Raw genomic sequence first — 23,285 nt, forward strand, 5'->3', positions numbered from 1 at the left:
AGAAATGCTATGCATCAGGAAAGGTCGGAAATGCTATAACAACTATATCATTTTAAGTGACAGAGTAGAACGGATTGATATAAGGCTCAGAAAAAGGCCAGCGAGCGCTGGCCTGAATGTGGTGCGTTGTCAGTGTCAGTGGTCAAATCGGGTAAAAACAGTAAGAAGAAGGCCAGCAAACGCTGGCCTGTGTGGATTACTTTTTCGCTTCCTGCCACTTTCCGTCTATATAGAAGGCGGACCAGCCGGTTGCCTTACCCTCTTTTTCAGAGGAAACATACTGCTGTTTGGTTTTGCGGCTGAAGCGCACCAGCGTTTTATTGCCTTCCGGATCGGCGGCTGGCGCGTCGGCCAGATATTTCAACTTCTCAGGCAGACGATCTTTGAAGCGCTGAAGCTCCTCCACCAGCGGTGCACGCGTTTCGCGTGATTTCGGGAAGGTGTTAGCCGCAAGGAAAACACCCGCTGCGCCGTCACGCAACACGAAGTAAGCATCGGACTTCTCACACGCCAGTTCTGGCAGTGGAACAGGATCTTCTTTTGGCGGTGCGACTTCACCACTGCGCAGAATCTTGCGGGTGTTTTTGCACTCTTCGTTGGTACACGCCATGTACTTACCAAAGCGTCCCATCTTCAGGTGCATCTCCGAACCACACTTCTCGCACTCCACTATCGGGCCGTCATAGCCTTTGATGCGGAATTCGCCTTTCTCGATTTCGTAACCGTCACATTCCGGGTTATTACCACAGACGTGTAGTTTACGTTCATTGTCGATCAGGTAGCTGTCCATCGCGGTGCCACACTTATGGCAGCGTCGACGGGCACGCAGGGCGTTAGTTTCAGCATCATCGCCTTCCAGAATATTGAGGACTTCATTTTCCGGAATCAGGTTGATGGTCTGTTTGCAGCGCTCTTTAGGCGGCAGCGCATAGCCGGAGCAGCCCAGAAAAACGCCGGTGCTGGCGGTACGGATTCCCATCTGACGACTACAGGTCGGACACGCAATCGAGGTCAGCACCATCTGGTTCGGTTGCATGCCACCTTCTTCAGGATCTTTCTCTGCCAGTTCAAGCTGCTGAGTAAAGTCGGCGAAGAAGTGATCGAGAACCGCTTTCCATTGCGCCTCGTTATTGGCTACCTGATCGAGGCTGCTCTCCATGCGGGCGGTGAAATCATAATTCATCAGTTCGCGGAAGTTCTCTTCCAGACGATCGGTAACGATTTCACCCATTTTTTCCGCATAGAAGCGACGGTTCTCTACCCGCACGTAGCCACGATCCTGAATGGTCGAGGTAATAGCCGCATAAGTGGATGGACGACCGATGCCGCGTTTCTCAAGTTCACGCACCAGTGACGCTTCGCTGAAGCGCGCCGGTGGCTTGGTGAAGTGCTGACCCGGAAGAAGCTGTTGCAGATCCAGAACATCACCCACGCTGACGGCTGGCAATGTACGATCTTCATCATTCTTACGCAGCGCAGGCATGACTTTGGTCCAGCCATCGAAACGCAGAATACGGCCTTTCGCTTTGAGTTTAAATTCACCCGCCGCCGCTGTAATGGTGCTGGAATCATATTTTGCTGGTGTCATCTGACAGGCAACAAACTGACGCCAGATCAGCTGATAAAGTTTCTGCGCATCCGCTTCCATATCCTTCAGCTTTTCCGCCACCACTTCCACATCAGAAGGACGTATCGCTTCGTGCGCTTCCTGGGAGTTCTCTTTGCTGGCGTAAGTAATGGCGGTTTCAGGCAGATACTTTTTACCGAAATGACTTTCGATATAGCCACGCGCCATGGCGACCGCATCCTGACTCAGGTTGGTTGAGTCGGTACGCATATAAGTGATGTGACCGGCTTCGTACAGGCGCTGAGCCATCATCATCGTTTTCTTCACGCCAAAGCCGAGACGGGTACTGGCAGCTTGCTGCAGCGTCGAGGTGATGTAAGGTGCGCCCGGCTTGCTGCTGGTCGGCTTATCTTCACGGTCGACGATCTCATAACGCGCTTTTTCCAGCAGCGCTACCGCGGCATAGGTCTCGTCGCGATTGACCGGACGGAAGGCTTTGTCACCTTTGTGCGTCACGTCCATCGACAGTTCATCGCCTTTTGGCGTGGTCAATGCGGCATTAACTTCCCAGTACTCTTCGGGAACAAAGGCTTTGATTTCACGTTCACGTTCCACCACCAGGCGAACCGCAACAGATTGCACACGGCCGGCAGAGAGGCCACGGGCGATTTTTTTCCACAGCAGCGGTGAGACCATATAGCCCACCACGCGATCCATGAAACGGCGCGCCTGCTGCGCATTTACCCGGTCAATATTCAGTTCGCCCGGCTTTTCAAATGCCTGACGAATCGCATTTTTGGTGATTTCGTTGAAGACCACACGACTGAAGCGCGAGTCATCGCCACCGATGACTTCCCGCAGGTGCCAGGCGATGGCTTCCCCTTCACGGTCAAGGTCGGTTGCGAGATAGATGTGGTCAGCATTAGCGGCTAACGCCTTCAGTTCAGCAACCACTTTCTCTTTGCCGGGCAGAATCTGATAATCCGCTTCCCAGCCGTGATAGGGGTCTACACCCATGCGGCTGACGAGTGCGGCTTTCTCATCTTTTTTAACTTTTTTGACTTTCTTGTCAGTTGAAGCGTCTTTGACTTTCTTATCTGTCGAGGCGTCAGCACTCTTCTTCGCGGTTGAACCACTGGTCGGCAGATCCCGGATATGACCTACGCTGGATTTAACCACGTAGTCACTACCCAGGTATTTATTGATTGTTTTAGCCTTTGCCGGGGACTCAACAATAACGAGTGCTTTACCCATATTTACCTTTACCTAATGAAAACATCCTGCTTAACGGGAGAGGATTGGATGCCCAAAAACCCAGTGGGTTCAATATTGCTGCGCCTGTTTAACATTTCAAGGCGGAGGGGTCAATCTCAGATCAGATGATGCGGCCTGCTGCAACTGCATGATAAAGCGTGCTTTTTCCATCTGAACTCTTCGCACATCCCGGTGCAAAATCCCTGAAATCGGAATCGCCCACACTCTACCTGATAAAATCTGTTACGCAACTTAATTAGCACTCAGCCCGAACTTACGCCAGGTTTTCATCGTTCAGACCGATTTGTCACAGTGCGAGACAGGCCAGTAATATAGAAAGAATTTGGATGCTGTCAAAAAGGAGCGAATAAATGCAGAGATCGACTCAGGCTATTTCCCGTCAGGCGTTGCTGGAAAAGGCCAATGCGTTGATTAAAGAACATGATGATTATTTAGCAGGCATGCAGGCGGATGAGGTGATTCAGCAGGCGGATGTGCTGGTCTTTCGCGGACCGTTCTTTCTTGATGCGGATGGACTGCCGACCACGAAAACCACAGCGGTGTTTAACGTCTTCAAATACCTTGCTGTGGAGCTGTCGCCGCGCTATCACCTGGAGTAAAAAACCCGGCACAGGCCGGGTTTCGCATCAAAGCAGTGGCTTTTCGCCGCGCTGCCAGAGTTTCAGCAGCAACCGTTCCGCCACCGAGCCGGCGCTCTGGGTAAAACGGTCCATCATTTTACGCCGGCGTGCATAATGCACGCCAAGTACGCTGAATTGATCCATCTGACGGATGATCAGGTCATCGCTGGTGCCGATTTCGTCAATCAGGCCGAGATCCAGCGCCTGACGACCATACCAGTGCTCTCCGGTTGCCACCCGGTCAATATCGAGTGACGGGCGCATCTGGTGAACAAACTGCTTGAACAGCAGGTGCGTTTCATCAAGATCTTCCTGAAATTTCTCGCGCCCTTCTTCGGTATTCTCACCGAACAGCGTCAGCGTGCGCTTGTACTGTCCGGCAGTATGCAGCTCAACATCAATATCGTTACGCTTCAGCAGGCGGTTGAAGTTAGGGATTTGCGCAACCACGCCGATGGAGCCAATGATCGAGAACGGTGCCGCCACAATGCGATCGGCCACGCAGGCCATCATGTAGCCCCCGCTGGCTGCCACTTTATCTACGGCTGCCGTGATGTGCAGACCCGCATCGCGCAGACGCTGCAGCTGCGATGCTGCCAGGCCATAGCCATGCACCACGCCGCCTGGGCTTTCCAGGCGCAGCAGCACTTCGTCGCCAGGCTGCTTCACCGCCAACACAGCTGAAATTTCTTCACGCAGTGAGCTCACCTCACCCGCGTCCATGCTGCCTTTAAAATCAAGTACGTAGAGCGTGGGCTTAACGCTGTCTGTCTGTCCCTGCTTTGCCGCCTGTTTTTCCGCTTTGGCTTTCAGCTTTTCACTTTTTTTATGATTTTTCAGCCAGACCTTCTGCGCCTGCGGCTTCATTTTTGCCAGCTGCAAATCCTCTTTCATCTGCTGATAGTCATCACCCAGATGGGTCAGACGAAGCTGACCATTTTGTGCCCGTTTGCGTAACGCGGCATTCATGATAATCATGACAATCGCAGCGACGGCAACCACCAGTGTCACCGCTTTCGCTAAAAACAGTCCATACGTTGAAATAAAATCCATCAGGTCGCCTTCACAAAGAATAAAAAACAATTCGCCAGTTTAGCCGTTTTACCCTGCTCCGTCGCCTGAAATGCCAGCAGCCGGCACAGAATGGGTAGTCTGGCGATTGCGCCCATTCGTAAATTCGGGCATAAAGCGGAATCATGTTGTTTTCGCCGGAGGACCCCGCTGTGCATTATCAACCGAAAAGCGACCTGCTCAATCACCGTATTATCCTGGTCACGGGTGCTTCAGATGGCATTGGTCGGGAAGCGGCGCTGACGTATGCCCGTTATGGTGCTGAAGTGATCCTGATGGGCCGTAGCCCTGAGAAACTTCAGCGGGTTAAAGAGGCAATCGATCAACTTAATAAATGTGCTGCTCATACCGTCGTGTTCGACCTGGCTGAAGCGACGCCGGAACGTTGCCATCAGGTAGCAGAACAGCTGTCACAGCAGTTTTCTCGCCTTGATGGCGTGCTGCACAATGCCGGTATCCTTGGTGAAATCGTTCCGCTGGCGGAACTCGACCCTCAGATCTGGCAGCAGGTGATGAACATCAACCTGGACGCCACCTTCTTCCTGACCCAGGCGCTGTTGCCGTTGCTGTTAAAGTCAGATGCCGGTTCACTGGTCTTTACCACCTCCAGCGTTGGCCGTACCGGTCGCGCGGGCTGGGGCGCTTACGCCGTCTCTAAATTTGCCACCGAAGGGATGATGCAGGTACTGGCCGATGAGTATAAAACGCAGGCATTGCGGGTGAACTGCATTAATCCGGGTGGAACGCGGACCAAAATGCGCGCCAGCGCCTTCCCACAGGAAGATGCTAACAAGCTGAAAACGCCTGCCGATCTGATGCCGCTCTATCTTTATCTGATGGGTGATGACAGCCGGCGCAAAACCGGTATCAGCTTTGATGCGCAGCCGGGCAGAAAACCCGGAGCCGCAGAGTAATGGCTGACGATCGTCATCAGCAGCGTCAGCAGCGCCTGAAGGAGCAGGTCGATGCGCGGATTGCAGCAGCCACCGAGGTGCGTGGCATCCTGATGGTGTTTACCGGCAATGGCAAAGGCAAAACCACTGCGGCTTTTGGTACCGCCCTGCGCGCCACCGGACACGGTAAACGCGCAGCGGCTGTTCAGTTCATTAAAGGGGACTGGCCGAATGGTGAGCGTAACCTGCTGGAACAGCATGGTGTTGAGTTTCAGGTGATGGCAACCGGTTTCACATGGGACACACAGAACCGCGAAACGGATACTGCCGCCTGTCTGGCCGTGTGGCAGCATGCAAAACGGATGCTGGCCGATACGCAGCTCGATTTGGTCGTGCTCGACGAAATAACCTATATGGTCAGCATGGATTATCTGCCGCTGGACGATCTGATCACTGCCCTGCAACAGCGCCCGGCGCATCAGAGCGTCATCATTACCGGACGTGGCTGTCATCGTCGCCTGACTGAAATGGCGGATACGGTGACGGAAATGCGGCCGGTGAAGCACGCCTTTGATGCCGGTATACAGGCTCAGCAGGGAATTGACTGGTAACATAAAAAGAAAACGCAGCCCTGGGGCTGCGTTTTTAGCGATCGGGCAACGATATTAACCGGCGTTACGTTTGCTGCCCGGATTGCGGCGTGGCGCACGTGGCGTGCTGCTCACTTTACTGTGACGTTTTACTGCACGACGAATCTGGTTCGCCTTGGTGCGACGACGATCTTTTTCGACCACCAGCTTGGTGACCGTTTCATCATCCAGCTCCACCAGGTTACGCAGGTAGTTCACCGCAGGCAGATCCAGTTCGGTCCAGCCGCCGCGCGGCAGGCCTTTTGGTAAGGTGATATCGCCATAGCGAACGCGCATCAGACGACTGACCTGTACGCCGACCGCCTCCCATAAACGACGCACCTCACGGTTACGTCCTTCCGTCAGAGTGACGTTGTACCACTGGTTAATGCCTTCTCCGCCGCCAAACTTCAGGGTTTTAAACGCAGCCGGGCCATCTTCCAGCTGAACGCCCTTGCTCAGCTGACGAATTTTATCGTCGTCTACCTGACCAAACACGCGCACCGCATACTCACGTTCCACTTCACGGCTCGGATGCATCAGGCGGTTCGCCAGTTCACCGTCGGTAGTGAAGAGCATCAGACCACAGGTGTTCACATCCAGACGGCCAACGGCAATCCAGCGTGAACCGCGCAGACGAGGCAGACGGTCAAACACCGTCGGGCGGCCTTCAGGATCGCTGCGGGTACAGAGTTCACCTTCCGGTTTGTAGTAAGCCAGCACGCGGCAAACTTCGGTTGCTGATTCAGCAATCGATACCAGATGGCCATCAATACGGATTTTCAGAGATTTGCTGCTTTCGACGCGGTCGCCCAGGGTGGCGATTTTGCCGTCAACGCTGACACGGCCGGCAGCAATCATTGATTCGATTTCACGACGCGAGCCATGTCCGGCACGCGCTAAGACTTTCTGTAACTTTTCGCTCATTGAGCTTCCTCTTTGTCGCCTTCCCAGGCGTCATGATTGGGTGATAATCCTTTCTAAATCAATAAGTTAACTTAGCAAGTTTGCCCCATTATACAGGCATTTAACGCTGAAGTAACGCCCTTTATGGATAGTGCCATCGTAAATAAAGAAAGGTTAACCTCTCATAGTTTGAGCTCTGATAATCCTTGCTGCTGATTTAATAAAAAACGCGGCGTATGGTAAGAGAATATGTTTAATAAAACGCGTGTATCAAAAACTTTATAGCTGATCACTATTAAATTTTCTAACCACCCGTTTTTCATCAACGCGATATTCTGAGAATAAAACCTTAACGCTATCTTACACTTCCATCACTCTTACCGGGCTTTATAACATCTAAAAAAAATATCAAAGACAGCATAAAATGCTGGTTAATTGAATTTAATCATTCCGTATGCACTGCCAAAATCAAAAAGTCAGATTATTCCTAATGCAGATTGATTTAAAACCTTATTTCTCATGCAATTTGATTGTTATTAGCTTTAATAAATTGTACGACATTATTAAGCTGATACACTTTATCACGGCAGCATAATAAAAAAGCAAAGCACGCGATAAAGCGTTCTTGCGACATTTGAGTCTTGCTTAATTGATTCGTTAATAAAAATAGTGTTTTTACATTAATCCAATAAACCGGCGCATCCGGAGTTGTTGCGTTAATACGGTTCAGTGATGAACCTTGCTTGCATGTCAAAAATCTTCACCAGGGATTTCCCGACATGCCTGAATAAAGAAAAACATCATGAGAAACCTGTTTCTGAGCCCGGTGCTTGCTGCACTGGTGCTGAGCGGGTGTTCCGTGGGCCACACCGAGTACAGTCGTACGGCGATGCAGCACGTAGATATGAGCGTGACAGGCATTCCGACGATCCTCGGTCTGGGCACACTGGGCACCAGCATTCCTCTGACGCCTGAATATAGCCTTACGGCTGCGCACGTGGCTAAAACCGCCGTGCAGCGCGTTAAGTCTTATCACCCTTATTGCGACCTTGCGATTATTTATCACAAGAATGATGCCAGCACGCTGACTAAGTTCCGCAGCAGTGACATCGGTGATCCAGTTAAAATGTATGGCTACAGCTTTATTTCAGCGATGCCGGTTGAATCGTCCGGGGTTAATTTAGCCCGCACGGCTATTCGGAATAAATGGAATAAAAGTCCCTGCTTAGCGATGGCCTCGAATGCGGGCGTCGTTCAGGGAATGTCTGGCGGTGGCGTGTATAACCGGGATGATACGCTGGGCGGCGTTATTGTTGGCTATTCTGACTCGATCAGGAATGGGCGTAATAACAAAGTGATCCTCAAAGATGTATCACTTTATATTCCTTACGGTCAGTTTAAGAACTGGTTAGAGTCGAATCTGGCTCAGACACCGACGCGCGGTGTCTGAAGCCCGACGTAATTACAGGAACGGGCGGGTATCGCCCACGCCTTCACGCACGATTTCCGGCGAATCGGTGGTCAGATCGACCACCGTGGTCGGCTGCTGACCCAGCGTACCACCGTCGATGATCAGATCGACCAGCTTACCAATGCTGTGCTGGATCTCTTCCGGGTCTGACTCGGTAAAATCGTTGCCTGGCAGAATCAATGAGGTCGACATCATCGGCTGATTCAGCGCTTCCAGCAGCGCCAGCGCTACCGGATTGGAGGGCACGCGCAGACCAATGGTCTTACGCTTTTCATTCATCAGGCGACGCGGCACTTCTTTGGTCGCCTTGAGAATAAAGGTGTAGTTGCCTGGCGTATTGTTTTTCAGCAGACGAAAAGCCGAGTTACCCACCTGCGAATAAACCGACAGCTCAGAGAGATCCCGGCACATCAGGGTGAAGTTGTGGTGCCCGTCGAGCTGACGGATACGGCAAATCCGCTCCATCGCGCCCTTCTCTTCCAGCCGACAGCCCAGCGCATAGCCGGAATCGGTGGGATAGACAATGACGCTGCCTTTGTTCAGGTAGTCGACCGCCTGGTTAATCAGCCGTGGCTGGGGATTGTCCGGATGAATGTGAAACAATTGACTCATAGAAACCTCGTGTCACCTTTCCGTGATTGTCAGGCCGGGCGCGAGATCCGGGAAGCGTTCCCAGACCGGCTCAACCGCTGCGGGCAGCCAGAGTTTACGACCCAGTTCAATCCACGGGCAGGGTTGATGAAAATCAGAACCTTGTGATGCGGCCAGTGCATTATCTCTGGCATATTGTGCCAGCGTTGTACGCTCATTGGGTGGCTGCTGGCACTGCGCGACTTCCATCGCATCGCCGCCCGCCTCGCGGAAATGGGCGACCAGCCGTTTGAGCCACTTCGCCGATAAGCCATATCGGCCAGGATGCGCCAGCACGGCACACCCACCAGAATGATGAATCGCATCAATGGCTTGTTTAATTGTACACCATTGTGGCGGCACGTAGCCGGTTTTGCCACGCGCCAGATAATTTTTGAATACCTGTACCATATTGTCCGCTTTGCCCTGCTCAATCAGGAAGCGGGCAAAGTGACCACGGGTAATGACGCCGCCATCAGCCAGACGCATCGCACCCGCCAGCGCATCCGGGATACGTGCCTTCGCGAGTCGCTCACCAATCTCTTGCGCCCGCGTCCGGCGGCAGTCATGTTGTCCGGCCAGAAAGGTCACCATCGCCGGATGGTGAATATCAATGTTCAGGCCGACGATGTGAATCTCATGGTTCTCCCACAGCGTGGAGATCTCTGCCCCGGGCAGCACTTTTATTGGTAAATCTTGGTCGCGTGCCGTTTGCTGCGCTTCCTCTACCCCTGCAACGCTGTCGTGATCGGTGATCGCCAGTACGCCCACGCGCATCTCAACGGCTCGCTGCACCAGCGCGGCTGGCGTCAGTAAGCCATCGGAGGCGCGCGTGTGGCTGTGTAAATCATAAACCGGGAAACGGGCGATATCGCTCAAGAGAACTCCTGCTAAAACTAAACCGGCCAGCATGATAACGATTTTCACGGTCAGTGAAAAAGTGTATTGACATTTACGCCATGAACCCGTTAACTAGTACACAAGTTCACACGTAACGGGTATTCAATCATGGCTGTTGTAATCACGCATTTAAACGGTTGGCGCAATGTTCCCGAAAACGGGCGACAGGATCGTGCACACTTTGCGTAAACGCTGTGCTAATACCTGAGCCCGCCACCGAGCGGGCTTTTTTTTGAGCGAAATTCAGAGAAATCATCATGCCAAATGCGAAACCTACAGTGAAGTTGATTACCGGCACCGCGCCTTACCGCGAAGATCCGGCCGCAGTGTTTCACCAGCTGTGCGGCGCACGTCCGGCAACCCTGCTGCTCGAATCTGCGGATATCGACAGCAAGCGTAATTTAAAAAGTCTGCTGATTGTCGACAGCGCGCTGCGTATCAGCGCCATGGGTAATACGGTTATCGTTCAGGCGCTGTCAGAAAATGGCCGTGCCGTGCTGCCGCTGCTGGATGAGGCCCTGCCCGCTTCCGTCAGCAATCAGGTCCGTCCCGATGGACGTGAGCTGACTTTTCCGCAGAGCACCGATCCGCATCAGGACGAAGATTCCCGTCTCAAAGCACTCTCGGTGTTTGATGCACTGCGTCTGATTCCACAGCTGGTTAACGCCTCTGCCGACGAGCGCGAAGCCGTGCTGCTGGGTGGCCTGTTTGCCTATGACCTGGTGGCTGGTTTTGAAACCCTGCCGGAACTGGATAATCAGCAACGCTGCCCCGACTACTGTTTCTACCTGGCAGAGACGTTACTGGTGATCGATCACCAGACCCGCAGTGCGCGTCTGCAGGCCAGCCTGTTCTGCCCGTCCACCAGCGAGTTCCAGCGTCTGCAACGCCGTATTGAGCAACTGCACGGCCAGATGCTGCAGCCAGCGCCTGCGCTGCCGGTACAAAAGGTCGAACAGATGACGCTGACCACCAGCCAGAGCGATGAAGAGTATTGTGATGTGGTTCGCACCATGCAGCAGGCGATTCGCATCGGTGAAATTTTCCAGGTCGTGCCATCACGCCGCTTCTCACTGCCGTGCCCGTCACCGCTGGCCGCCTATGACACGCTGAAAAACAGCAATCCAAGCCCGTATATGTTCTTTATGCAGGATCAGGATTTCTCCCTGTTTGGCGCATCGCCGGAAAGCTCGCTGAAGTATGACGCGACCTCTCGTCAGATTGAGATCTACCCCATTGCCGGTACCCGTCCACGTGGTCGCCATGCCGATGGCTCACTGGACCGCGATCTCGACAGCCGCATTGAGCTGGAGATGCGCACCGACCATAAAGAGCTGGCTGAACATCTGATGCTGGTGGATCTGGCGCGTAACGATCTGGCGCGCATCTGCGTGCCAGGCAGCCGCTACGTGGCTGACCTGACCAAAGTTGATCGCTACTCGTTCGTGATGCATCTGGTTTCCCGCGTCGTCGGCACGCTGCGCGCCGACCTCGACGTGCTGCACGCCTATCGCGCCTGTATGAACATGGGCACGCTGAGCGGTGCGCCAAAAGTTCGCGCTATGCAACTGATTGCCGGTGCTGAACGCACCCGTCGCGGCAGCTATGGTGGCGCGGTGGGCTACTTCACCGCGCAGGGGGATCTCGACACCTGCATCGTTATTCGTTCGGCCTATGTCGAAGATGGCGTCGCCACCGTTCAGGCGGGCGCTGGTGTGGTGCTGGATTCGAATCCGCAGGCTGAAGCGGATGAAAGCCGCAATAAAGCCCGTGCCGTTCTGCGCGCTATCGCGACTGCCCATCACTGCAAGGAGATCTTCTGATGGCCGATATTCTGCTGCTCGATAACATCGACTCTTTTACCTATAACCTGGTTGATCAGCTGCGGACCTTTGGTCACAACGTGGTGATCTACCGCAACAACCTGCCCGCTGAACTGCTAATTGCACAGCTGGAGCGGATGGAAGATCCGGTGCTGATGCTGTCACCGGGTCCCGGCGCACCAAAAGATGCCGGTTGTATGCCGGAACTGCTGCGGGTGCTGCGTGGACGTCTGCCGATTATCGGCATCTGCCTGGGCCATCAGGCGATTGTGGAAGCCTATGGCGGCCATGTAGGCCAGGCGGGCGAAATCCTGCACGGCAAAGCCTCGTCTATCGTCCATGACGACGAGGCGATGTTTGCCGGCCTGAGTAATCCACTGCCGGTGGCGCGCTATCACTCGCTGGTGGGCAGCAACACGCCGGATGAGCTGACAGTCAACGCCAGCTTTAACGGGATGGTGATGGCGGTTCGTCATGAAACCGATCGCGTCTGCGGGTTTCAGTTCCATCCTGAATCGATTTTGACTTCTCAGGGCGCGCGCCTGCTTGAGCAGACGCTGGCCTGGGCGCTGGCAAAGTAACAGGGAGAATAATCATGCAACAGACACTGGAAAAACTTTACCAGGCGCAGACGCTGAATCAGGCGGAGAGTCATCAGCTATTCAGCGCCATTATTACCGGACAGCTGGAGCCAACGCAGCTCGCTGCCGCGCTGATCGCCATGAAAGTACGCGGTGAAACACCGGAAGAGATCGCCGGAGCCGCGACGGCGCTGCTGGAAGATGCTAAACCGTTTCCCCGCCCGGAATACGCGTTTGCCGACATCGTCGGCACCGGCGGCGATGGCAGTAACAGCATTAATATCTCCACGGCCAGCGCCTTTGTTGCCGCAACCTGCGGTCTGAAAGTGGCGAAGCACGGCAACCGCAGCGTCTCCAGTAAATCGGGCTCGTCTGACCTGCTGGCCGCCTTTGGAATCAACCTTGATATGCCCGCTGACCGGGCGCGTCAGGCGCTGGACGACCTTAACGTCTGCTTCCTGTTTGCGCCGCAGTATCACACCGGCTTTCGCCACGCGATGCCAGTGCGCCAGCAGCTGAAGACCCGCACGCTGTTCAACGTGTTAGGCCCATTAATCAACCCGGCGCGCCCGCCACTGGCGGTGATTGGCGTCTACAGCCCGGAACTGGTGCTGCCGATTGCGCAGACCCTGAAAGTACTGGGTTATCAGCGCGCCGCGGTGGTTCACGGTGGCGGCATGGATGAAGTGGCGCTGCACGATGTGACCCATGTGGCTGAGCTGCGTGAAGGGGAAATTACCCGCTATCAGCTCTCGCCGGAAGACTTTGGTTTTGGCTTCCATCCCAAAGAGGCGCTGGCGGGCGGCACGCCGGAAGAAAATCGTGACATTCTGACGGCTTTACTCCAGGGTAATGGCCAGCAGGCCCATGAGGAGGCGGTCGCCGTCAACGTGGCGATGTTGCTTAAAGTATTCGGTCAGGAAGATCTGCGTGAAAACGCACAGCAGGCGCTTAACGCCATCCGCAGCGGACAGGCTTATGAGCGTGTTGTCGCACTGGCAGCAAGAGGATAATCATGAAAGGCACCGTGTTAGAAAAAATTGTTCAGGACAAAGCGATTTGGGTGGAAGCCCGTCAGCAGCAGCAGCCTCTCTCCACCTTTCAGAACAGCATTGAACCTGCCAGCCGTCATTTCTATGACGCGCTGCAGGGTGCAAGAACTGCGTTTATCCTGGAATGTAAAAAGGCGTCGCCCTCAAAAGGTGTGATTCGCGAGGATTTCGATCCGGCCGCCATAGCCGGGGTTTACCGCCACTATGCTTCTGCGGTGTCCGTGCTGACCGATGAGAAATATTTTCAGGGTGACTTCGCCTTTCTGCCGATTGTCAGCGCCGCCATCACCCAGCCGGTGCTGTGCAAAGATTTTATTATCGACCCTTATCAGATCTATCTGGCCCGCTATTACCAGGCGGATGCGATCCTGCTGATGCTGTCGGTGCTGGATGATGAGCAATATCGTCAGCTGGCCGCCGTAGCGCACAGCCTGAAAATGGGCATCCTGACGGAAGTGAGTAATGAAGAGGAACTGGAGCGGGCTATCGCGCTGCAGGCAAAAGTCGTGGGAATTAACAATCGCGACCTGCGCGATCTCTCTATCGATCTCAACCGCACTCGTCAGCTGGCGCCACGCCTGTCACACGGCGTCACCGTAATCAGCGAATCAGGCATAAACAGCTACGCAGATATTCGTGAGCTGAGCCACTTTGCCAACGGCTTCCTGATTGGGTCTGCCCTGATGGAAGAAGCTGACCTGACCGGTGCGGTACGTCGGGTTACGTTGGGTAGCAATAAAGTGTGCGGTCTGACCCGTGCCGAAGATGCCCGCGCTGCGTATGAAGCCGGTGCAATCTATGGCGGTCTGATTTTCGCGGAAGGGTCACCGCGCCAGATTGACACCGCCGCGGCACAACATGTGATTGGCGCCGCGCCGCTGCGTTACGTCGGGGTTTTCCGCAACCACTCCATCAGTGACGTTGTCACTCAGGCCAGTGCGATTTCGCTGTCAGCAGTGCAGCTTCACGGCAATGAAACGCCGGAATTTGTGGCAGAATTGCGTGCTTCCTTACCTGCAGAGATTCAAATCTGGAAAGCACTTCGCATTGAAGGCGCATTACCTGCGCGCGACTGGCCACATGTCGACCGCTATGTATTTGATAATGGTGATGGCGGAACCGGACAGTGTTTTGACTGGTCGCTGTTACAGGGGCAGACATTGGACAATGTGCTGCTGGCCGGTGGCCTGAGTGCGGATAACTGTGTTGAAGCCGCGCAGCTGGGCTGTGCCGGACTGGACTTCAACTCTGGTGTGGAAAGCGCGCCAGGCATCAAAGATGCCCGAAAAATTGCCGCGGTGTTTCAGACGCTGCGTGCCTACTGATTTGCCTGGCCTGCTCAACGGCGGGCCCGAGAAAGGAAGAGAAAAATGACGTTACTGAATCCCTACTTTGGCGAATTTGGCGGAATGTATGTTCCGCAGATCCTGATGCCAGCCCTGCGCCAGCTGGAAGAGGCGTTTGTCGACGCCCAGAAAGATCCTGAGTTTCAGGCCGAGTTTACCGACCTGCTGAAGAACTATGCCGGTCGTCCTACTGCCCTGACGCTGTGCAAAAATCTGACGAAAGGCACCAAAACCCGCCTCTATCTTAAGCGTGAAGATCTGCTACACGGTGGCGCGCATAAGACCAACCAGGTGCTGGGTCAGGCATTGTTAGCTAAACGTATGGGCAAAAACGAAATCATTGCCGAGACCGGTGCCGGTCAGCACGGTGTCGCTTCCGCGCTGGCCTGTGCGCTGCTGGGCATGAAGTGCCGCATCTATATGGGTGCGAAAGATGTCGAACGTCAGTCTCCTAACGTGTTTCGTATGCGTCTGATGGGTGCAGAAGTGATCCCGGTTCACAGCGGCTCCGCCACGCTGAAAGATGCCTGTAACGAAGCGCTGCGTGACTGGTCTGGCAGCTATGAGACTTCACACTATATGCTCGGCACCGCGGCGGGTCCCCATCCCTTCCCGACTATCGTGCGTGAGTTCCAGCGCATGATTGGTGAAGAGACCAAAAAGCAGATTCTGGAAAGAGAAGGCCGCCTGCCTGACGCGATCCTCGCCTGCGTAGGCGGCGGTTCAAATGCCATCGGGATGTTTGCCGACTTCATCGATGAGACCAGCGTGAAGCTGATCGGCGTGGAGCCCGCCGGTCACGGCATTGAAACCGGCGAGCATGGCGCACCGCTCAAACATGGTCGCGTCGGCATCTACTTCGGTATGAAATCGCCGATGATGCAGACCCACGATGGCCAGATTGAGGAGTCTTATTCAATCTCTGCCGGCCTCGACTTCCCGTCAGTGGGTCCGCAGCATGCGCATCTGAACAGCATTGGTCGCGCGGAGTATGTCTCCATTACCGATAATGAAGCGATGGACGCCTTTAAACAGCTGTGCCGTGCGGAAGGGATTATTCCGGCGCTGGAGTCTTCTCATGCTCTGGCGCATGCCCTGAAGATGATTCACGCTGAACCAGAAAAAGAGCAGTTGATCGTGGTCAACCTCTCTGGCCGCGGCGACAAAGATATTTTCACCGTTCATGACATTCTGACAGCGCAGGGAGAAATCTGATGGAACGTTACAATCAACTGTTTACGCGGCTGTCAGCGAATAACGAAGGCGCTTTCGTTCCTTTCGTTACGCTGGGCGATCCCTCTCCGGAGCTTTCATTGCGCGTGATTGACGCGCTGGTGGAAGGTGGCGCGGATGCACTGGAGCTGGGTATTCCCTTCTCCGATCCGCTGGCAGATGGCCCGACCATTCAGAACGCCACGCTGCGCGCCTTTGCGGCGGGTACCAACACCAGCCAGTGTTTTGAAATGCTGGCGACTATCCGCCGTAAATACCCGGATCTGCCGATTGGCTTGCTGATGTACGCTAACCTGGTTTTCACCAACGGCGTGGATGCGTTCTATGCCCGTTGTGCTGAAGCCGGTGTGGATTCGGTGCTGGTTGCGGATGTGCCGGTTGAAGAGTCTGCACCCTTCCGTCAGGCGGCGCTGCGTCATGGCATAGCACCTATCTTTATCTGTCCGCCTAACGCCAGCGATGAGCTGCTGCGCGAGATCGCGTCACACGGACGGGGTTACACCTACCTGCTGTCACGCGCGGGTGTGACCGGTGCTGAAAACCGTGCCAGCCTGCCGTTGCAGCACCTGATCGACAAGCTGCGTGAATACCACGCCGCGCCGCCGCTGCAGGGCTTTGGTATTTCAGAACCGGAACAGGTGAAAGAAGCGATCGCTGCCGGTGCAGCGGGTGCTATCTCCGGATCTGCGATTGTCAGAATCATTGAAAAACACCATGCAGAGCCTGAGGTCATGCTGAGTGAACTGAAGAATTTTGTCAGCCGCCTCAAGGCCGCCAGCCGTTAATCCTGCCATCATGCCTTATCGCGCGATAAGGCATGATTTCTTTCCTTTTTTTTCATTCCGCTATTTGCCCTTTTTGCAAAATCTGCACCACAATGACAATGCGCCGTTACGGTAACGTCGCATCCATTTTGTGACAGGGAGAGAGAGCAATGAAATTCGTTAAACTGCTGACAGGTGCTGTACTGGCGGGCGTGGTTGCGCTGACACTGAGCGCCTGTGCGCCAACCGCAACCAAAGAGGGAACCGGTGGCTATATTGATGACACCGTGGTGACCACAAAAGTGAAAGGTGAACTGCTGAAAGATGACTCGCTGAAATCGACTGAAATCAACGTAGAAACCTTCAAAGGTAAAGTTCAGCTGAGCGGTTTTGTTTCATCACCACAGATGGCGAATCGTGCCGTTCAGGTTACGCGTAGCGTGCCGGGCGTGAAGTCAGTCGTCAACAATATGCAGATCAAATAACGTCGTAACAGAAAAAAAGGCCGCTGATTCAGCGGCCTTTTTCTCATCAGAAACGGTAACCCGCTCCGAAGAAGAAGACCCAGGGATCGATGCGCATATTGATATTCTGCTGCTCGCCTCCTGCTTTAAACTTCACTTCCGTATCAATATCCATGTACCACACTGATGCATTCAGCATCCAGTCACGGTTAATCTGATAATCCAGACCGACCTGACCCGCCACACCCCAGGAGTCCTTCACGCTGAGATCGGTCAGGCCCGCATCGCGGCCCGTCTGGTTGAAATCGGCATCATAAAAGGTGGTGTAGTTGATCCCCACGCCAACGTAAGGGCGCGCTTTGCTTTTGCTGTCAAAGAAATAGTACTGCGCCATCAGCGTCGGCGGTAACTGGCGAACGGTAGCCAGCGTACCCGTCGGGCCAAGACCCACTTTGTGACGGAAAGGCGTGGCGGCCAGTAACTCAACACCAATATTGTCTGTTGCCATGTACGTGAAGGTCAGGCCGAGTTGTGTGTCATTAGTGGCGCTGAACTCGCCCATTCCTAACACATTATCGGAACCCTCAGTCGGCCGGACGGTAGCGCTGCCGGCACGCATAAAGAAGTCGCCTGCTTCGTGGGCCATCGCCAGTTGAGGCAGGGCCAGGGCCAGCAGCATCGCGCATTTTGCCAGTTTCATTATCACTCCTTTGCTTAATGTTAATGTCGCGAACGGAATCGCTTTTTTTGCTGGCAATTATTTAACGCGATTTACAGAAAATTGCACTCAGTACCCCTGAGATAAATTGCTTAAAAAACAATGAATTGATTTAGATCAATTTCGGCGCTGTCAGCAGCATGCAAATTCCGCTTGCTGAATAATTTCGCTGGCCCTATGTTGCTTATCTTCATTGTTGATTTTGGTTCGATGCCCTGGGAGGGGCGGGTGATCAAATGAGTGAGCTCTCTAACCCTTGTGTCAGCTGTGGCGCCTGCTGCGCCCATTTCCGCGTCTCATTTTACTGGGCTGAAGCCGATGATGCGGGCGGTCTGGTTCCCACTGAATTAACGGAGCCTTTAGGCCTGTTAATGCGCAACATGCGGGGTACCAACGATCGTGCGCCCCGCTGCGTCGCCCTGCAGGGCGACATTGGCGGCTGCGTTTCCTGCGGCATTTATGAACAACGTCCGACGCCCTGTCGGGAGTTTTCAATGTCGGGTGAAGCAGGTATCCATAATGAAGCCTGCGATCGCGCCCGCGCGCGTTATGGCCTTCCTGCCCTTTTTGCGCCCTCTTTACCTCATATTACAGAAAGTTATGCCCTGCCGGGTGCCCCAGAGCTGCCAGAACATGTACAATCGCCGGGTTAATTAACCCGGTTCCTCCAAGGAGTGTACATGTCTATCACGGCAAGCTCGTTATACCGTGACACAGGAAATTTCGCGCGCCATCAACTGGCTACGGTGCTGTTGATGTCGCTGCTGGCCGCGTTTGTCACCGTCATGCTGGTGCATGTGCTGACGCCTGGTGCCGATCAGATGGCCATCCTGCAGCAGGGCGATGACAGCGCCAGTTCATTATTTGAGATGGTGCAGAATATGTCACCGGAACAGCAACAGGTACTGCTGCGCGCCTCAGCGGCCAGCACTTTTGCCGCGCTGATGGGGAATACCCTGCTGCTTGGCGGTATGCTCTATCTGATCCCGATGGTCTCTTCCGGCCAGCGTGTCAGTGCGTTGCGGGCCATTGGTGCCTCAGCACCGCTGCTGCCAAAGCTGCTGCTGCTCACCTTCCTGATGACGCTGGTCGCGCAGCTGGGCTTTATGGTGCTGGTCGTGCCAGGCATTCTGCTGACGATCCTGCTGTCGCTGGCGCCGGTGATGGTGGCGAGTGAGAAGATGGGTGTCTTTGCCGCCATGCGCGCCAGTATGCGGATGGCGTGGAAGAATGTCAGGCTGATCGCCCCGGCGATTTTGCTCTGGCTGCTGGCTAAAGTCATTGTGATGCTTTTCTTCTCATCGCTGACGGTATTACCCCTCAATGTCTCGTCGGTGATTTTTACCGCGGCTGGCAATGTGGTTTCAGCGATGTTGATTATCTATCTTTATCGGCTCTATATGCTGTTACGTTGATTGGCGGTGTGCCTTCGGGCACATTCGCAGCCAACTCTGAATGGAAAAACTATGAAGCAGCTACTCGACTTTCTCCCCCTGGTGGTCTTTTTCATCTTCTATAAGCTGTATGACATTTTTGTCGCCTCGGGCGCGCTGATCGTGGCTACCGGCCTGGCGCTGGTTGTCAGCTGGGTGCTCTATCGCAAGCTGGAAAAGATGACGATTTTCACCTTTGTGCTGGTGGCGGTTTTTGGCACCCTGACGCTGGTGTTCCACAACGATGAGTTCATTAAGTGGAAAGTCACGGTGATCTACAGCCTGTTTGCCGCCGCCCTGCTCTACAGCCAGTGGTTTATGGAGCAGACGCTGATTCAGCGCATGCTGGGCAAAGAGTTACACCTGCCCGATGCGGTCTGGCGTCGGCTCAACGTTGCCTGGGCGCTATTCTTCTTCATCTGCGGCCTGGTAAACATCTATGTCGCCTTTTGGTTATCTCAGGCGTTTTGGGTTAACTTTAAAGTGTTCGGTCTCTCCGGTCTGACCTTACTGTTTACCCTGCTCAGCGGGCTTTACATCTGGCGACAGATGCCGCAGCAGGAACAAAAATAATCATCTGCCCGGTCCGCCGGGCATTTTTTTAGCATTCACCTGCATAGAAGTGGAAGCAATGGGCGAAAAACATAAATTGCCGAAAGGCGAAATGGTGCTGCGTACGCTCGCCATGCCAGCAGACACCAACGCCAACGGCGATATTTTTGGTGGCTGGCTGATGTCACAGATGGATATGGGTGGCGCTATCCTGGCGAAAGAGATCGCTGAAGGACGCGTGGTGACGGTTCGCGTCGACGGCATGTCATTTATGAAGCCCGTCGCGGTGGGCGATGTGGTGAGCTGCCATGCGAGCTGTCTTCGTACCGGCAACAGTTCCATGACGATTAATGTGGAAGTGTGGATCAAAAAAGTGTCGTCTGAGCCGATTGGACAAACTTACATTGCGACGGAAGCGGTGTTTATTTATGTGGCGGTCGACAATGCGGGCAATTCCCGTCCTCTGCCAGCCGGTCGCGCCAATCAGCAGCCTGCTGGATAAGTGACGGGTCAGGCGGCGTCTGCCTGACCCGGTACCTTATTCAATGCTGGCACCACCATTAATTTTAAACACGATATTCATGGTAAGACCCTGTCCTGGCTTTCCTTTCTCATAGCGCCAGGTTTTCATCGCCTGCTTAACGCCCCGCTCAAACATATTGCGCGGTTCAGCAGAGAGAATCTGGATGTTATCTACCCGTCCGTCGCTGTCCACATCAAACTTCACCCTTACACGTCCTTCTACCCGCAATGCAAAAGCACGCTGAGGATAGCCAGGCTTACTCACGCTCAGTGCCTTAGGGCCAGTTGAGGCCGATGAGCCAGGTGACGGTGTAGATTTTGGCGCCGTGGTCGGTTTGTTTTGCGTCGCCGGGGCTTCCTGCTTAAACGGGTCGGCCTTCGGTTTGCTCTCCTGACGCGGCTTCACCTCGCGTTTTGGCTGCTCCCGTTTGTGTTCCGGCTTTGGTTTAGGCTTAGGCTTAGGCTTCGGTTCAGGTTTCGGAAGGGGTACCGGCTCCGCTTTTGGCGGTTCCGGCACTGGCTGTGGCTCCGGTTCAGGCTGCGGTTCAGGTTGTGGCGCAGGCGGCTCTGCGATAGCCGGTGCTGGCTCGGGCTGGACTTCGGGCGCGACCATGGTAACGCTGATGGGCTGCGATGCTTTGGGCACCTCAATCACCTGCTGGAATGAAGCATAAAGAATTCCGGCAATCACGACTCCATGCAGAGCAACAGACAACAACATGGAGACAGGCGTGCGTTTAGGAAATGGCATAGTCAGCGTGGTCATAACAGTCGCAGTGATTGAATAGAGCAGCGATTTTAAATGCAAATAGCAATCAGTTTCAATAACTCCCGCCATCCGGCCTGAAGAAAAGCGCTTTTTAGCCCTTTATGCTGAGCCATTAGCCGCCCACAGGTTTCGTTTGCACTCTAATCGTCAATCCCTTAACGTGTTGCAAAATTCTGATAACCAGGAGTTCCTTAGTGCTTTACGTCATTTATGCAGAAGATACTGCAGAGTCACTGGAAAAACGTAACGCCGTGCGCCCTGCCCACTTGGCGAGGCTCAAACTGCTGCAGGAGGAGGGACGCCTGATCATCGCAGGCCCAATGCCTGCTGTGGATAGCAACGATCCCGGCGTGGCGGGCTTCACTGGCTCAACCGTTATTGCTGAGTTTCCGTCCTTAGAAGCCGCACAGTCATGGGCCCAGGATGATCCTTACTTTGCGGCGGGCGTCTATAAACAGGTCTCGGTTAAGCCGTTTAAACGCGTCTTCTGATAACGTATCTGCAGTCAAAATGGCGTCTGTGCCTGGCACAGACGCCATTTTTGTTTTGAATATTCAGAGAGGAAAGATGCAGATAATCATTCTGGGGCTACTGGCAATTATCGCTTTACTGATTGGCGGTGCGCTATACCTCTGGCGAACAGAGGGCTGGCGTAGTAAAAAGCAGTGGATTGTGATGCTGATCGTGCTGGCGGCAGCACTGCAGTTGGTGAATGTAACGCTGATGATGACGTCACAACGTCTTTCGGGTTAATTATTCATGCAGCTTATTGCGATATCAGCGTAAATACCCCTGTCAGAAAAAGCTTTCGTACTGCATTACTCCTCTGCCCATACGGCTGAACGCGACGCTCTCCGCCTGACCGTTAAGAGCTTATTTATGGCTAAGCGGGCCTGCTCGTTAAGTTAGCCCGCTTTGTTTTCCCGTCACTCACTGGCATAGTGGCGTTGAATTAACCCCTGTCCAGAATCAGACCAATCAGCGCATGATAGTGCTGCTCTTCTTCCTGGCTGGTGACATGCTGTAAACGGCTGATCAGCTTTGAGCAAATCGCTTTACGGTTCAGGCTACGGCCAGAAGCGATGATTTCCGTCACGACAGACCCCAGAATGGCCTGCTGTGAAGGCTGTGCAGCACTGTGTAAATAAGCGGAGAGGTCAGATACTGAAGCGGGAATACGAACGTTAGTCTGCATGGTTGGCCCTCATAGGATTCATTAAAAGTTAGTAACCGATACGGTAAAGTTATACAACAACCCCTTAACTGTACAGATATTTAACTCAAAATTTCGCCGTGCCTGCTGATTAAATGAATAAATCATTTAGGAACAGTGACTTGCAAAAATGTAAAGTTGTACAGGTTTAACGTCAGCGGCTGTACACCTCTTAAATTACACCTTGAGATAGCCTGTTTAGCTTTAAAAAATGATCTCTGTGTCATTTTTTTAGCCGTCGGGAGGAATTATCTGGCAGAGCTGTCTACATTTAGCTTTTGTGAGTTAAACCTCTGAATGGAAGCACAGCGTAATCGCGGGCAAATTATGAATAAAACCTATCCCGGCCAGTCACTTACTCTGATCGAGCCACTGTTATCCCGAATTGTGGCGATTATTGATCCGAAAATCGAAGTCATGAGTGGTTATCCTGCAAATTGCTCTGCATGGCTGACCCTCTATTACCAGCGTAAATCGGGAAAATGGTCTTACGAATGGTACGATCGGACGGGGTATCGCAGACCAGCGGCGCTGGGCAGCACGATGGAGTGCCTCATGCGCGAAGTCAGTGACCGGGGTGCGTCGCGTCAGGAGCATGCTATAGCGCGACGAGTCATGGCAGAGTCGGGATTTTTTGAAGCCTGAGCAGGGCTGCTGCCGATATAACCTAAACTAACTGCGTAATAAACAGGATCGAGCGACGTTGCTGCTGTGCCAGTTGATGGCGAATGCAATGGATACGCTTGTAACGCCGCGACTGCCCTTCCAGCCAGCGGGAGCGGCGGCGATGCACCTGACGTAACATTCTCCAGCGCGCCACTTCATTTCTGCTTCGTTTCATCACATCCTCTCT

At 53.9% G+C, this 23,285-nt stretch carries 25 protein-coding genes, 1 pseudogene and 1 other annotated feature; of the genes and pseudogenes, 17 read left to right on the forward strand and 9 right to left on the reverse strand.

The annotated features are described in order from the left end of the window. Window positions 1-196: 196 nt before the first annotated feature. On the reverse strand, window positions 197-2,821 hold the full coding sequence (topA, locus tag NIM72_RS03535) for a type I DNA topoisomerase (RefSeq protein ID WP_161736498.1): 2,625 nt from the start codon (window positions 2,819-2,821) through the stop codon (window positions 197-199). A 371-nt stretch (window positions 2,822-3,192) separates the two neighbouring features. On the opposite strand from topA, the gene NIM72_RS03540 reads away from it, so the two are divergent. Continuing rightward, window positions 3,193-3,441 (forward strand): YciN family protein, encoded by a 249-nt coding sequence (locus NIM72_RS03540; RefSeq protein ID WP_150015109.1) that lies wholly within the window; start codon window positions 3,193-3,195, stop codon window positions 3,439-3,441. A 27-nt stretch (window positions 3,442-3,468) separates the two neighbouring features. Here NIM72_RS03540 and sohB read toward each other — a convergent pair whose 3' ends face one another. After that, on the reverse strand, window positions 3,469-4,515 hold the full coding sequence (gene sohB / locus NIM72_RS03545; RefSeq protein ID WP_161736499.1) for a protease SohB: 1,047 nt from the start codon (window positions 4,513-4,515) through the stop codon (window positions 3,469-3,471). Window positions 4,516-4,685: 170 nt separating this feature from the next. On the opposite strand from sohB, the gene NIM72_RS03550 reads away from it, so the two are divergent. Next, complete coding sequence (locus tag NIM72_RS03550) at window positions 4,686-5,447, forward strand: YciK family oxidoreductase (RefSeq protein WP_222925413.1); 762 nt, start codon at window positions 4,686-4,688, stop codon at window positions 5,445-5,447. Next, window positions 5,447-6,037, forward strand: a complete 591-nt coding sequence (cobO, locus tag NIM72_RS03555) for a cob(I)yrinic acid a,c-diamide adenosyltransferase (protein ID WP_161736501.1) — start codon at window positions 5,447-5,449, stop codon at window positions 6,035-6,037. Before NIM72_RS03550 ends, cobO begins: the two co-directional genes overlap by 1 nt. A gap of 54 nt (window positions 6,038-6,091) precedes the next feature. Here the strand turns inward: cobO and rluB are convergent, their stop codons facing one another. Next, a complete protein-coding gene (gene rluB / locus NIM72_RS03560; protein ID WP_061062581.1) occupies window positions 6,092-6,982 on the reverse strand; it encodes a 23S rRNA pseudouridine(2605) synthase RluB in 891 nt (296 codons plus the stop codon). A gap of 781 nt (window positions 6,983-7,763) precedes the next feature. On the opposite strand from rluB, the gene NIM72_RS03565 reads away from it, so the two are divergent. Further along, the gene (locus NIM72_RS03565) at window positions 7,764-8,411 is read left to right on the forward strand and encodes a serine protease (protein WP_161736502.1); all 648 of its coding nucleotides are present in this window, start codon (window positions 7,764-7,766) and stop codon (window positions 8,409-8,411) included. Window positions 8,412-8,423: 12 nt separating this feature from the next. Here the strand turns inward: NIM72_RS03565 and NIM72_RS03570 are convergent, their stop codons facing one another. Further along, window positions 8,424-9,044 (reverse strand): L-threonylcarbamoyladenylate synthase, encoded by a 621-nt coding sequence (locus NIM72_RS03570; RefSeq protein WP_013358020.1) that lies wholly within the window; start codon window positions 9,042-9,044, stop codon window positions 8,424-8,426. Between the two features lie 12 nt (window positions 9,045-9,056). Beyond that, the gene (locus NIM72_RS03575) at window positions 9,057-9,974 is read right to left on the reverse strand and encodes a PHP domain-containing protein (RefSeq protein WP_253421985.1); all 918 of its coding nucleotides are present in this window, start codon (window positions 9,972-9,974) and stop codon (window positions 9,057-9,059) included. A gap of 120 nt (window positions 9,975-10,094) precedes the next feature. After that, window positions 10,095-10,196 (forward strand) — a sequence feature (Trp leader region). 23 nt (window positions 10,197-10,219) lie between these two features. Here NIM72_RS03575 and NIM72_RS03580 point away from each other — a divergent pair. The 6 genes and pseudogenes from NIM72_RS03580 (at window position 10,220) to NIM72_RS03605 (ending at window position 17,246) form a co-directional block, all read left to right on the forward strand. Continuing rightward, window positions 10,220-11,785 carry an anthranilate synthase component 1 gene (locus NIM72_RS03580; RefSeq protein ID WP_222925411.1) on the forward strand — a complete coding sequence of 522 codons (1,566 nt, stop codon included), beginning with the start codon at window positions 10,220-10,222 and terminating at the stop codon, window positions 11,783-11,785. Continuing rightward, window positions 11,785-13,379 (forward strand): annotated as a pseudogene (gene trpD / locus NIM72_RS03585) (bifunctional anthranilate synthase glutamate amidotransferase component TrpG/anthranilate phosphoribosyltransferase TrpD). The gene NIM72_RS03580 and the pseudogene trpD overlap by 1 nt, the downstream one beginning before the upstream one ends. Window positions 13,380-13,381: 2 nt before the next feature. Then, window positions 13,382-14,743 carry a bifunctional indole-3-glycerol-phosphate synthase TrpC/phosphoribosylanthranilate isomerase TrpF gene (gene trpCF / locus NIM72_RS03590; RefSeq protein WP_161736506.1) on the forward strand — a complete coding sequence of 454 codons (1,362 nt, stop codon included), beginning with the start codon at window positions 13,382-13,384 and terminating at the stop codon, window positions 14,741-14,743. Between the two features lie 45 nt (window positions 14,744-14,788). Next, entirely contained in the window at window positions 14,789-15,979 is a 1,191-nt protein-coding gene (gene trpB / locus NIM72_RS03595) for a tryptophan synthase subunit beta (protein ID WP_161736507.1), read from the forward strand. After that, complete coding sequence (gene trpA / locus NIM72_RS03600; RefSeq protein ID WP_161736508.1) at window positions 15,979-16,782, forward strand: tryptophan synthase subunit alpha; 804 nt, start codon at window positions 15,979-15,981, stop codon at window positions 16,780-16,782. The genes trpB and trpA overlap by 1 nt, the downstream gene beginning before the upstream one ends. A 149-nt stretch (window positions 16,783-16,931) precedes the next feature. Continuing rightward, window positions 16,932-17,246, forward strand: a complete 315-nt coding sequence (locus NIM72_RS03605; RefSeq protein WP_009089937.1) for a BON domain-containing protein — start codon at window positions 16,932-16,934, stop codon at window positions 17,244-17,246. Window positions 17,247-17,292: 46 nt separating this feature from the next. Here NIM72_RS03605 and ompW read toward each other — a convergent pair whose 3' ends face one another. Beyond that, entirely contained in the window at window positions 17,293-17,925 is a 633-nt protein-coding gene (gene ompW, locus NIM72_RS03610) for an outer membrane protein OmpW (protein ID WP_237566755.1), read from the reverse strand. A gap of 254 nt (window positions 17,926-18,179) precedes the next feature. Here ompW and NIM72_RS03615 point away from each other — a divergent pair, with 254 nt between their 5' ends. From NIM72_RS03615 to yciA, 4 genes are read left to right on the forward strand one after another with little or no spacing between them, the layout of a single operon-like run. Continuing rightward, window positions 18,180-18,596: a YkgJ family cysteine cluster protein gene (locus NIM72_RS03615; RefSeq protein WP_161736509.1), complete on the forward strand. Its 417-nt coding sequence runs from the start codon at window positions 18,180-18,182 to the stop codon at window positions 18,594-18,596. Between the two features lie 27 nt (window positions 18,597-18,623). Beyond that, entirely contained in the window at window positions 18,624-19,358 is a 735-nt protein-coding gene (locus tag NIM72_RS03620) for a YciC family protein (RefSeq protein WP_222925409.1), read from the forward strand. 51 nt (window positions 19,359-19,409) lie between these two features. Then, complete coding sequence (locus NIM72_RS03625; RefSeq protein WP_161733961.1) at window positions 19,410-19,949, forward strand: septation protein A; 540 nt, start codon at window positions 19,410-19,412, stop codon at window positions 19,947-19,949. A gap of 58 nt (window positions 19,950-20,007) precedes the next feature. Next, window positions 20,008-20,430, forward strand: coding sequence for an acyl-CoA thioester hydrolase YciA (gene yciA, locus NIM72_RS03630; RefSeq protein ID WP_161733963.1), 423 nt, complete (start codon window positions 20,008-20,010; stop codon window positions 20,428-20,430). A 36-nt stretch (window positions 20,431-20,466) separates the two neighbouring features. Here yciA and tonB read toward each other — a convergent pair whose 3' ends face one another. Beyond that, entirely contained in the window at window positions 20,467-21,216 is a 750-nt protein-coding gene (gene tonB / locus NIM72_RS03635) for a TonB system transport protein TonB (protein WP_161733965.1), read from the reverse strand. Window positions 21,217-21,413: 197 nt separating this feature from the next. Between tonB and NIM72_RS03640 the strand changes: the two genes are divergently transcribed. Together NIM72_RS03640 and NIM72_RS03645 are read left to right on the forward strand one after the other, a co-directional pair. Further along, complete coding sequence (locus NIM72_RS03640; RefSeq protein ID WP_003853909.1) at window positions 21,414-21,710, forward strand: YciI family protein; 297 nt, start codon at window positions 21,414-21,416, stop codon at window positions 21,708-21,710. A gap of 76 nt (window positions 21,711-21,786) precedes the next feature. Beyond that, window positions 21,787-21,972 carry a hypothetical protein gene (locus NIM72_RS03645; RefSeq protein WP_253418760.1) on the forward strand — a complete coding sequence of 62 codons (186 nt, stop codon included), beginning with the start codon at window positions 21,787-21,789 and terminating at the stop codon, window positions 21,970-21,972. Between the two features lie 199 nt (window positions 21,973-22,171). On the opposite strand, the gene ycgZ is transcribed toward NIM72_RS03645, so the two are convergent. After that, complete coding sequence (ycgZ, locus tag NIM72_RS03650) at window positions 22,172-22,414, reverse strand: regulatory protein YcgZ (RefSeq protein WP_253418763.1); 243 nt, start codon at window positions 22,412-22,414, stop codon at window positions 22,172-22,174. Between the two features lie 345 nt (window positions 22,415-22,759). Between ycgZ and NIM72_RS03655 the strand changes: the two genes are divergently transcribed. Further along, on the forward strand, window positions 22,760-23,077 hold the full coding sequence (locus NIM72_RS03655) for a hypothetical protein (RefSeq protein WP_161733971.1): 318 nt from the start codon (window positions 22,760-22,762) through the stop codon (window positions 23,075-23,077). Between the two features lie 22 nt (window positions 23,078-23,099). Here NIM72_RS03655 and NIM72_RS03660 read toward each other — a convergent pair whose 3' ends face one another. Next, on the reverse strand, window positions 23,100-23,273 hold the full coding sequence (locus tag NIM72_RS03660) for a YciY family protein (protein WP_095707117.1): 174 nt from the start codon (window positions 23,271-23,273) through the stop codon (window positions 23,100-23,102). Between the last annotated feature and the right edge of the window lie 12 nt (window positions 23,274-23,285).

The organism is Pantoea sp. B550, assembly GCF_024158165.1.
In the GTDB taxonomy this organism is placed as follows: Bacteria; Pseudomonadota; Gammaproteobacteria; order Enterobacterales; family Enterobacteriaceae; genus Pantoea; species Pantoea alfalfae.

What these genes read in the sequence shown, in the direction of transcription:
- topA (WP_161736498.1), bottom strand. Translation starts at nt 2,821, where the DNA reads ATGGGTAAAGCACTCGTTATTGTTGAGTCCCCGGCAAAGGCTAAAACA.
- NIM72_RS03540 (WP_150015109.1), top strand. Translation starts at nt 3,193, where the DNA reads ATGCAGAGATCGACTCAGGCTATTTCCCGTCAGGCGTTGCTGGAAAAG.
- sohB (WP_161736499.1), bottom strand. Translation starts at nt 4,515, where the DNA reads ATGGATTTTATTTCAACGTATGGACTGTTTTTAGCGAAAGCGGTGACA.
- cobO (WP_161736501.1), top strand. Translation starts at nt 5,447, where the DNA reads ATGGCTGACGATCGTCATCAGCAGCGTCAGCAGCGCCTGAAGGAGCAG.
- rluB (WP_061062581.1), bottom strand. Translation starts at nt 6,982, where the DNA reads ATGAGCGAAAAGTTACAGAAAGTCTTAGCGCGTGCCGGACATGGCTCG.
- NIM72_RS03565 (WP_161736502.1), top strand. Translation starts at nt 7,764, where the DNA reads ATGAGAAACCTGTTTCTGAGCCCGGTGCTTGCTGCACTGGTGCTGAGC.
- NIM72_RS03570 (WP_013358020.1), bottom strand. Translation starts at nt 9,044, where the DNA reads ATGAGTCAATTGTTTCACATTCATCCGGACAATCCCCAGCCACGGCTG.
- NIM72_RS03575 (WP_253421985.1), bottom strand. Translation starts at nt 9,974, where the DNA reads ATGCTGGCCGGTTTAGTTTTAGCAGGAGTTCTCTTGAGCGATATCGCC.
- NIM72_RS03580 (WP_222925411.1), top strand. Translation starts at nt 10,220, where the DNA reads ATGCCAAATGCGAAACCTACAGTGAAGTTGATTACCGGCACCGCGCCT.
- trpCF (WP_161736506.1), top strand. Translation starts at nt 13,382, where the DNA reads ATGAAAGGCACCGTGTTAGAAAAAATTGTTCAGGACAAAGCGATTTGG.
- trpB (WP_161736507.1), top strand. Translation starts at nt 14,789, where the DNA reads ATGACGTTACTGAATCCCTACTTTGGCGAATTTGGCGGAATGTATGTT.
- trpA (WP_161736508.1), top strand. Translation starts at nt 15,979, where the DNA reads ATGGAACGTTACAATCAACTGTTTACGCGGCTGTCAGCGAATAACGAA.
- NIM72_RS03605 (WP_009089937.1), top strand. Translation starts at nt 16,932, where the DNA reads ATGAAATTCGTTAAACTGCTGACAGGTGCTGTACTGGCGGGCGTGGTT.
- ompW (WP_237566755.1), bottom strand. Translation starts at nt 17,925, where the DNA reads ATGAAACTGGCAAAATGCGCGATGCTGCTGGCCCTGGCCCTGCCTCAA.
- NIM72_RS03615 (WP_161736509.1), top strand. Translation starts at nt 18,180, where the DNA reads ATGAGTGAGCTCTCTAACCCTTGTGTCAGCTGTGGCGCCTGCTGCGCC.
- NIM72_RS03620 (WP_222925409.1), top strand. Translation starts at nt 18,624, where the DNA reads ATGTCTATCACGGCAAGCTCGTTATACCGTGACACAGGAAATTTCGCG.
- NIM72_RS03625 (WP_161733961.1), top strand. Translation starts at nt 19,410, where the DNA reads ATGAAGCAGCTACTCGACTTTCTCCCCCTGGTGGTCTTTTTCATCTTC.
- yciA (WP_161733963.1), top strand. Translation starts at nt 20,008, where the DNA reads ATGGGCGAAAAACATAAATTGCCGAAAGGCGAAATGGTGCTGCGTACG.
- tonB (WP_161733965.1), bottom strand. Translation starts at nt 21,216, where the DNA reads ATGACCACGCTGACTATGCCATTTCCTAAACGCACGCCTGTCTCCATG.
- NIM72_RS03645 (WP_253418760.1), top strand. Translation starts at nt 21,787, where the DNA reads ATGCAGATAATCATTCTGGGGCTACTGGCAATTATCGCTTTACTGATT.
- ycgZ (WP_253418763.1), bottom strand. Translation starts at nt 22,414, where the DNA reads ATGCAGACTAACGTTCGTATTCCCGCTTCAGTATCTGACCTCTCCGCT.
- NIM72_RS03655 (WP_161733971.1), top strand. Translation starts at nt 22,760, where the DNA reads ATGAATAAAACCTATCCCGGCCAGTCACTTACTCTGATCGAGCCACTG.
- NIM72_RS03660 (WP_095707117.1), bottom strand. Translation starts at nt 23,273, where the DNA reads ATGAAACGAAGCAGAAATGAAGTGGCGCGCTGGAGAATGTTACGTCAG.